At 57.1% G+C, this 7,522-nt stretch carries 4 protein-coding genes; 1 reads left to right on the top strand and 3 read right to left on the bottom strand.

Annotated features, from left to right (window positions below; translation table 11 throughout):
* Positions 1-147: 147 nt before the first annotated feature.
* A complete protein-coding gene (locus M3090_RS04475) occupies positions 148-1,284 on the bottom strand; it encodes an N-acetyltransferase (RefSeq protein WP_249054187.1) in 1,137 nt (378 codons plus the stop codon).
* Between the two features lie 244 nt (positions 1,285-1,528).
* On the opposite strand from M3090_RS04475, the gene M3090_RS04470 reads away from it, so the two are divergent.
* Positions 1,529-3,193, top strand: a complete 1,665-nt coding sequence (locus M3090_RS04470; protein WP_249054186.1) for a BACON domain-containing protein — start codon at positions 1,529-1,531, stop codon at positions 3,191-3,193.
* Positions 3,194-3,273: 80 nt separating this feature from the next.
* Here the strand turns inward: M3090_RS04470 and M3090_RS04465 are convergent, their stop codons facing one another.
* Both M3090_RS04465 and M3090_RS04460 read right to left on the bottom strand, forming a co-directional pair.
* Positions 3,274-4,206 (bottom strand): metallophosphoesterase, encoded by a 933-nt coding sequence (locus M3090_RS04465; protein WP_249054185.1) that lies wholly within the window; start codon positions 4,204-4,206, stop codon positions 3,274-3,276.
* 244 nt (positions 4,207-4,450) lie between these two features.
* A complete protein-coding gene (locus M3090_RS04460; protein WP_249054184.1) occupies positions 4,451-7,258 on the bottom strand; it encodes a TonB-dependent receptor in 2,808 nt (935 codons plus the stop codon).
* Positions 7,259-7,522: the final 264 nt, after the last annotated feature.

The following is a 7,522-nucleotide window of genomic DNA, read 5'->3' as shown; positions in this document are numbered from 1 at the left end:
ATTTGTTTTAATTCGATAGCTTCGCAACCGGGGCGGACGAGTGATGGCCGGTGGGTGTCTCCGGCTGTTGCCGGATGAGGGGGAAAGAGCGGGCCTGCTTGGACTATATGCTCTACACGTTCAAGAACACGCATCCGGATGCTCCGCTCAGCCTATCTCTTTGATGAATGCCCGGCGGCGTTTGTGCTGCTCGGTCTTGAAGTAGTCCCACTGTGCCTGTACCTTGCCGTTCAGTTCCAGTTCGACGTTGCTTTCGGCGTATTCGAAGCCCAGTTGCTGGTAGACGGGGATGAGGTCTGAGAAGAGCAGGGCGTTGACGCCTTTGTTCTGGTATTCGGGCTTCACGGCCACCAGCAGCAGGTCGAGGATGTGTGAGCGGCGCTTGAAGTAGAGGGCTTTGAGCAGGTGGAACCATCCGAAGGGCAGGAGGCGGCCGTGTGCTTTCTGGAGGGCGCGCGACAGGGAGGGCATGGAGATGCCTACGGCTATCAGGCGGTCGTCGGCGTCGGTGACGAGGGTGACCATGCGCAGGTCGAGGATGGGGAGGTACATTTTGACGTATTGGTCTATCTGCCGTTGTGACAGGGCGGAATAGCCGTACAGGGGGGCGAAGGCTTCGTTGATGAGTTCGAAGATGGCTTGTCCGTAGTCGTGGGCGATTTTTTTGCCTGAGGTGTATTTCTTGATTTTCAGGCCGTATTTGCGCTGTACCAGTTCGGAGATGCGGCGGTGTTTGTCGGGGATGGCGTCGGGTATGTAGATTTTGAATTCCACCCAGTCGGCGTCTTTTTGGAATCCCAGGCGTTCCATGTGTGCGGCGTAGTAGGGATAGTTGTAGATGGTGGCCATGGTGCCCAGTTGGTCGAATCCTTCTATCAGCATGCCTTCGGCATCCATGTCGGTGAAGCCCAGGGGGCCTTGGATGTGGGTCATGCCCCGTTCGCGTCCCCATTGTTCGACGGTGCGGATCAGTGCTTCGGACACTTCTGTGTCGTCCGTGAAGTCTATCCATCCGAAGCGTACTTCTTGTTTGCCCCATGCCTGGTTGGCGCGGTGGTTGATGATGGCGGCCACGCGTCCCACCAGTTTGCCGTCTTTGTAGGCCAGGAAGTAGTCGGCTTCGCAAAACTCGAAAGCGGCGTTTTTCTCTTTGCTGAGTGTGCGCAGCATGTCGTCGTAGAGGTCGGGCACGGAGTAGGGATTGTTTTTGTACAATTCGTAGTTGAAGCGGATGAACCGCTTGAGGTCCCGTCGGTCGGTTATTTTCTTGATGGTTACAGCCATGATGTTCTATTGTGTCTATTTGGCGGCAAAGATACGCTAATTCGGGAGGAAAAGGAAGATTTGGCGGGTCGTTTTTTTGCTTCGGCGCTTGTCTTTTCCGGGTTTTTGCCGTCGCGAAGCCATTTCCCCGGCGTTTTCCTTTTATATTTCAGTCCGGTTGCCTACTTTTGAGGCCGTGCTCATGCCGGAAGGGGTGGGCGGGTGAGTGATGACTTATTTTATTTCTTGTTCAATTGAAGAGTTTATGAAGAATCAAGTTTTTCTGTCGTTCCTTTGGGGACTGTTGGTCTTAGTTTGTTCTTGTGCGGACGAAGAGCCGGGTGGAGGTATCGTAGTCGATTATTCTTCCAACAGGCAAGTTTCCATCGGCGCGGAAGCGGGCGCCGTTTACACCCTGTCGTTTACGGCTGCGGACAGTTGGAGCGCGAGCGCCGATGCCGATTGGCTGCAAGTGTCGCCGCAGAGCGGAGGGAGCGGCCGTCAGCAGGTGACGCTGAGCGTGCTCAAACCGAACGACACGGGCGAGGCGCGCAAGGCCGTGGTGAAGCTGGCGTCGGGAGAAAGTTCTGTCAGCATCGACGTGCGGCAGGAGGAATATATCTTTGTGGAAGAACCGCTTATCACCCACGATGCGTACGGGGGCAACCTGGACATCTATTTCCGCACTACCCTGCCGCAAGGGAAGTTTGCCGTTTATACGCAGAGCGATTGCGACTGGATCACTTCGCAGCCGGACACCCGGGCGGCGAGCGAGGCGACTTATTACCTGCCCCTGTACGTCTTGCCCAACGAGAGGCGGCAGGCGCGGACTACGGTGGTTTACTTTGGCAAGGTGTCGAGCGAGCAAGACCCCTTGACCGAGAAGAACCTGCTGGCTACAGCGACCATTACGCAGGTGGGGCAGGGAACGGGCGAAAGCATCGACTACTCGATGGACAAGGCGGTGGAGCTGCTGCAACCCCATACGCAGGGCAACGGCATCTCCTTGGTGCTGATGGGCGACGGGTTCATCGACGCGGAGATTAGCAGCGGGTACTACGGGCAGGTGATGGCGCAGGCCGTGGAGAATCTGTTCACCGAAGAGCCTATCCGTTCGTTGCAGGATTATTTCGACATCTATTCCGTGACGGCCGTGTCGCGCCACAACATCTTTGCCGAGGGCTATGAGACGGCCCTGGGCTGCTGGATGGAGGGCGGAAACAGCACGCTGGTGGGCGGCGACGACGAGGCGGTGCAGGAGTACGCGCGGGCCGTGGAGGGCATCGACCTGAACAATGCGCAGGTGGTCGTGGTGCTGAACACCGACGCTTATGGCGGCACCAATTACAGTTATACGGACGGTCGCGGCAATCCGGTGGACTTTTCCGTGGCCTATTGTCCCGTCATTGAGGAGCTGGGCAGCGAAAACTTCCGTCGCGTGATGGTGCACGAGGTGGTGGGCCACGGCATCGGCAAGCTGGACGATGAGTATTCCTACGAGACGCAGGGCGCGATGCCGGCCGACGAGATGGCCGACCGCCAACAGCAGCAGCGGGACTTCGGCTGGTGGATGAACGTGGACTTCACAGCGGACTGGAACGCAGTGCTTTGGGCGGACTTCCTGTTCGACCCGCGCTATGACGGGCAGGGCTTGGGCGTCATCGAGGGTGCCTGCACGTATTGGTCGGGGGCTTACCGCTCGACGGAAGAGAGCATGATGCGCAGCAACATCTTGGGATTCAATGCCCCGTCGCGCCGGGCCATTTATAACAATGTGTTGCAGCGCGGCGAAAGCTATACGCCCAGTTTGGAGGAATTCATCGCTTTTGACCAGCAGACTTTTGTACCGCAGACCCGTGCGGCAGAAACGCCCAGCCGTCCGTTTGCAAGGCCCAGGGTCTTGACGTTGGAACGTCTGTCGGGCGAATAAAGAAAAATCCCCCGCTGCGCGGCACCAAGCCGTAGGCGGGGGACAGAAAAAGAAGCAATAATCAGTCGTTTTTTCAAGTATTATTTAGTTCGTGTGACGGTATGCAATACTTTTCCGTGCTTGTCCAACATGCGCAGCTCCAATGTTTTGGGTGTGGCGGACAGGATGGAGAAGCCCGGTTCGCTGCTGCAGAATACCGTTCCTTCAATGGGCTTCACCTTGCGGCTGAGCGAGCCGGCTGAGTTGGTGATGTAGTCGATGGTGCTGCCCTTCACGCGTATGTGCTGGAAGTTGTGGATGTGTCCGTTGATGTACATGTCCACGCGGTGACGGCGCAGGATGGTGTCTACCCGTTTCTGCATGTCTTGGCGTTCTACGTCGTCTTTTGATGTCTCGGCATAAATGGGGTGGTGGCCTACCACTACTACCCAATCTTCTTTGGCTGCTGCCAAGGTAGCTTCCAGCCATTCCAGTTGCGTGTTGATGTCTTGCTGGCAGGCGTCGGGATACTTGTCGTATTCCTGACGGTATTTGTCGATGAGCGGGGTCGTGTCAATCCATACGATGCGTATGGTGGTTCCCTCTTCGTTGAAAGTCTTGGTGTAGTAGCGGGCGGGCATTTCCCAGCGGCGGCTGACGCGGCTGTAATCAATGACGGCCTGCGTGTTGCCCCGGTATTCGTGGTTGCCGCAGATGGGATGCCAGGCAATCATCAGTTCGGGGTGCGAGTAGATTTGCTCGTAGTTGGTCATCCACAAGGGGTCGTTTACCGAGGCGACTCCGTCGAAGTGGTGGATGTCGCCGGCAGCGATGACACATTCGGGGCCTACTTCCTCGGCCATTGTGCCCATCAGTTCGGCGATGGGCTTCTGGTCGTAGTAGCCGTTGCGGCCCAGGTCGTTGGCGATGTAGAAGTTGCATTTGTCGTCGTAGACGCTGTAATCGATTTTCTCTTGTGCCACTGCCCATGTGCCGCAGAGGGTCAGGAGCAGCAGGAGGAGTGTTTTCTTCATTTTCATTTCCTTTCTGTTTTTAGTGTTGATATCTTCTGTTTTTTTTGTTTTCGGCCTGCAAAGATGGGGCGCGAATCTGGAATCTTCCGGGAAAAGGCAGTGTCTGTTCCCGGAAGAACTATTGTATGGTGTTGCGAAGGCTCATCGTATAGGGCTGCGAAAGACTTTCGTACGAGGCAGTGAGACACTTTCGTTCGAGGCTATGATGGCTTTTCGTACAGGGCTGCGATGAGTCTTCGCGTGGTCAGAAGCTGACTTTGATGCCTGCGTTGAAGCGTGCGCCGTAGTATTCCACCTGCATGGTGCGGTCCTTGGTGCCTTGGTAATAGCGCAGGGGCTGGTTGAGCAGGTTGGTCACGTCGGCGTAGATGGTCGTCTTGAAACGCTTGCCGAAGGTGTAGGTGGCGTTCAGGTCCAGGTAGTTCACCTTGTCGTAGTAGCGGTCCAGCTGGGCCACTTCGCCCATTTCGTCCACGAAGGCCGACGCGAAGTTGTAGGAGAGGCGGAGGTTGAAGCCCCATTTCTCAAAGAAGAGCGAGGCGTTGGCCGTGTGTTCGGGCGAGCCTATCATGTCGATTTCTTCTCCCTCTTCCAGCACGCGGTGTTCGAAGTGGTGGTTCTTGGTCTTGTTGGCCGTGTAGGTATAGTTCCCGTAGAAGCCGAGGCATTTCAGGGCGGGGGCAATGAAGCTGAAGTCGCGTTGGTAGGCTGCCTCTATGCCATAGAGGTTGGCGTCGTAGGCGTTGATGGGCTTGGTGATGTCATACTCGTAGGTGCCGCTGATGGGTATCTCGGGAGCCATGCCTTGCCAGGCTTCGTCCACGATGACGTCGTTGACGCTCTTGTAGAAGAATCCCAGGCTGACCAGGCCGATGGACTTGAAGTAGTATTCGGCGCTGAGGTCGAAGTTGTACGAGGTAGTCGGCTTCAGGTCCGGGTTGCCGATGGTGGCCTCTTCGTCGGCACTGTTGTAGTTGACGCTGGGAATGAGGGCCGCGTATTTGGGGCGTGAGAGCGTTTCTGTAAACGAGGCGCGGAGCTTGAAGTCGTCGTTGACGTCGTACTTCAGCAGTACGCTGGGCAGCCAGTTGGTGTAGTTGTTCTTGCGGTTGCCGGTGGGGGCCAGGCTTTCCTCCTCTTCTTCGTCTACCACCCAGTTCAGGCCGCGGTAGTCCAGTGCAGTGTGTTCCATGCGGAGCCCGAGCATGAGGTTGAGTTTGCGGCCCAGTTTCTGGTCGAAGCGCAGGTAGGCACTGGTGATTTGCTCGTTGGCGTGGTAGTTGCCGGACATCTCCTCGTTGTCGGGTTCTCCTTCCATGGAGCCGAAGTTGATGCCGCCCAGGTATTCCTTGCTGACGAATTGTGTGCCTTCGGGATAGAAGTCGCCCACCATGAAGCCGCTGCGTATTTGTGCCGCGCCGTTGTTGCGCCAGGCGTCGTTGTCGTCGAAGGCCTCGTCGTACTTGTACCACTCTGTCTCGCGGTCCTTGGTCTTGTTGGTGTATTTCCCGCCGAAGCGCAGGGTATTGCCGAAGAGGCCTTTGGCCAGGGGCAGTTCGAAGTTGAGGCGGAATTTCCATTCGTTTTCGTAGATGCTCTGGTCGCTGTTGGTCAGTTCGTCCAGCTCCCAGGCTTCGTCGCTCAGGGCGGGGATGGCCAGGGTGGAGTAGGGGGTGCGTCCGCCTACGCCGTGGAAGGTGCTGAGCAGGTTGCTGCCCGTGTTGTTGTCCATCTTCAGTCCGAAGTATCGTTCGTTGGGTCGGTCTTCGCTGGCGCGTGAGTAGGAGGCAGCCCAGTCCATCAGTACACGTCCGCCCAGGTTGTGTTCGCCGTCCAGGGTGAAGTCCATGGTCTGTTGGCGTTCCAGGCGTGCGTTTTTCGTGTCGTTGGCTCCGCCTTTGGTCTGGAGTTCGATGGACTGTTCGGCGGGGTCGCTTTCGTCCAGGTCTTTGTAGACGGCACGGTAGCGGTTTTCCCAGTCGTTGCGGCGGTTGTACATGCCTTTGAAGGAGATTTTGTGGTCTGCGTTAAATTCGTAGTCCAGGGCCAGCGAGTAGCTTTGGCGCTCGCGGGTGACGTAGTATTGCCGCACTTGTGCTTCTTTCAGTACGACTTGGTCGTCGTCGACGTCGTATTCAAACTCGGCGTTGTCCGAGCCGCCGGGTGCGTATTGGTAAGAGCCGGAAATCATCAGTCCCAGTTTGTCGTTCAGGAAGCGGTCTCCGTAGGTCAGCCCGAGGTTCACTTGCGCCTTCTTGCTGACGGCGTTGTAGCCGCTTCCGGCCGTGGCGTTGAAGATGCGGCGGTAAGGCGTGTTCTTGGTGATGAGGTTGATGGAGCCGCCTATGGCGTCGCCGTCCATGTCGGCGGTCACTACCTTGCTGACTTCGATGGTCTGCACCATGTCGGCGGGGATGAGGTCGAGCTGCACGTTGCGCGTGTCACCTTCGGCGGAAGGTATGCGGTTGCCGTTGATGGTGACGGAGCTGAGGTCGGCGCTGGTGCCTCGCACCTGTCCGAAGCGTGCCTCGCCCTGGTCGTACTGTACGTTGATGCCCGAGATGCGCTTCAGGGCGTCGCCGATGTTGGAGTCCGGGAACTTGCCCACTTGGTCGGCCGAGACGACGTTGCTGATGCCCATGGCGTTTTTCTGCGAGCTGAGGGCGCGTCGTTGTCCGGTGAAGGCGCCGCCCACGACGACTTCTTGCAGTTCGATGCCTTCGTTCAGGGTGACGTCGCGTTCGACGGTTTTCCCTTCGGGGACGGTAATGGTAAATTCGGCGGGCGAGTAGCCTACGTAGGAGACTTTCACCCGGTAGGTGCCGGCTGCGAGGTTGGCCAGGGTGTAGAAGCCGTTCACGTCGCTGATGGCGCCTGTGTGGAGGGATTCGATGTAGACGGTGGCGCCCGGAAGGGTTTGCTGCGTGTTGTCGACGATGCGTCCGCGGATGGCACCTTGTTTGGTTTCGTTCACGTTCTCATCGGCCAGCAGCGGTAGTCCGGCCATCAAGAGAATTAGTAGTGATAGAAATACTCGTTTGATTTGTTTCATATTGTTTAAAGTTCTTTTTTGATTTTGCTGCAAAAGTACGTGGTGCGTGTTACAGGTTCCTTACGGAATCTTGAAGAGAAAGTGACAGACTTGTTACAAACCTGTTTCCCCTTCATCGGAAATGTAACGAGTGTTTAGTTCCTGGCGGGTTGTCATATGTATGAAGACTGGGCTTGCTTTGCGAGGGGCGTGCCTCTTGCGGACACGAGGCGCGGCCCGTGTTCGTGACGGCCGTGCCCCGTGTGCGCCGCAGGCGTGGCGGAC

Source organism: Bacteroides sp. ET71 (assembly GCF_023336905.1).
Taxonomy (GTDB): Bacteria; Bacteroidota; Bacteroidia; order Bacteroidales; family Bacteroidaceae; genus Bacteroides.
This window is presented reverse-complemented; position numbering and strand designations above follow the sequence as displayed.

Excerpts from the sequence above, each read along its gene's own strand:
- M3090_RS04475 (WP_249054187.1), bottom strand. The coding sequence starts at position 1,284 with ATGGCTGTAACCATCAAGAAAATAACCGACCGACGGGACCTCAAGCGG.
- M3090_RS04470 (WP_249054186.1), top strand. The coding sequence starts at position 1,529 with ATGAAGAATCAAGTTTTTCTGTCGTTCCTTTGGGGACTGTTGGTCTTA.
- M3090_RS04465 (WP_249054185.1), bottom strand. The coding sequence starts at position 4,206 with ATGAAGAAAACACTCCTCCTGCTGCTCCTGACCCTCTGCGGCACATGG.
- M3090_RS04460 (WP_249054184.1), bottom strand. The coding sequence starts at position 7,258 with ATGAAACAAATCAAACGAGTATTTCTATCACTACTAATTCTCTTGATG.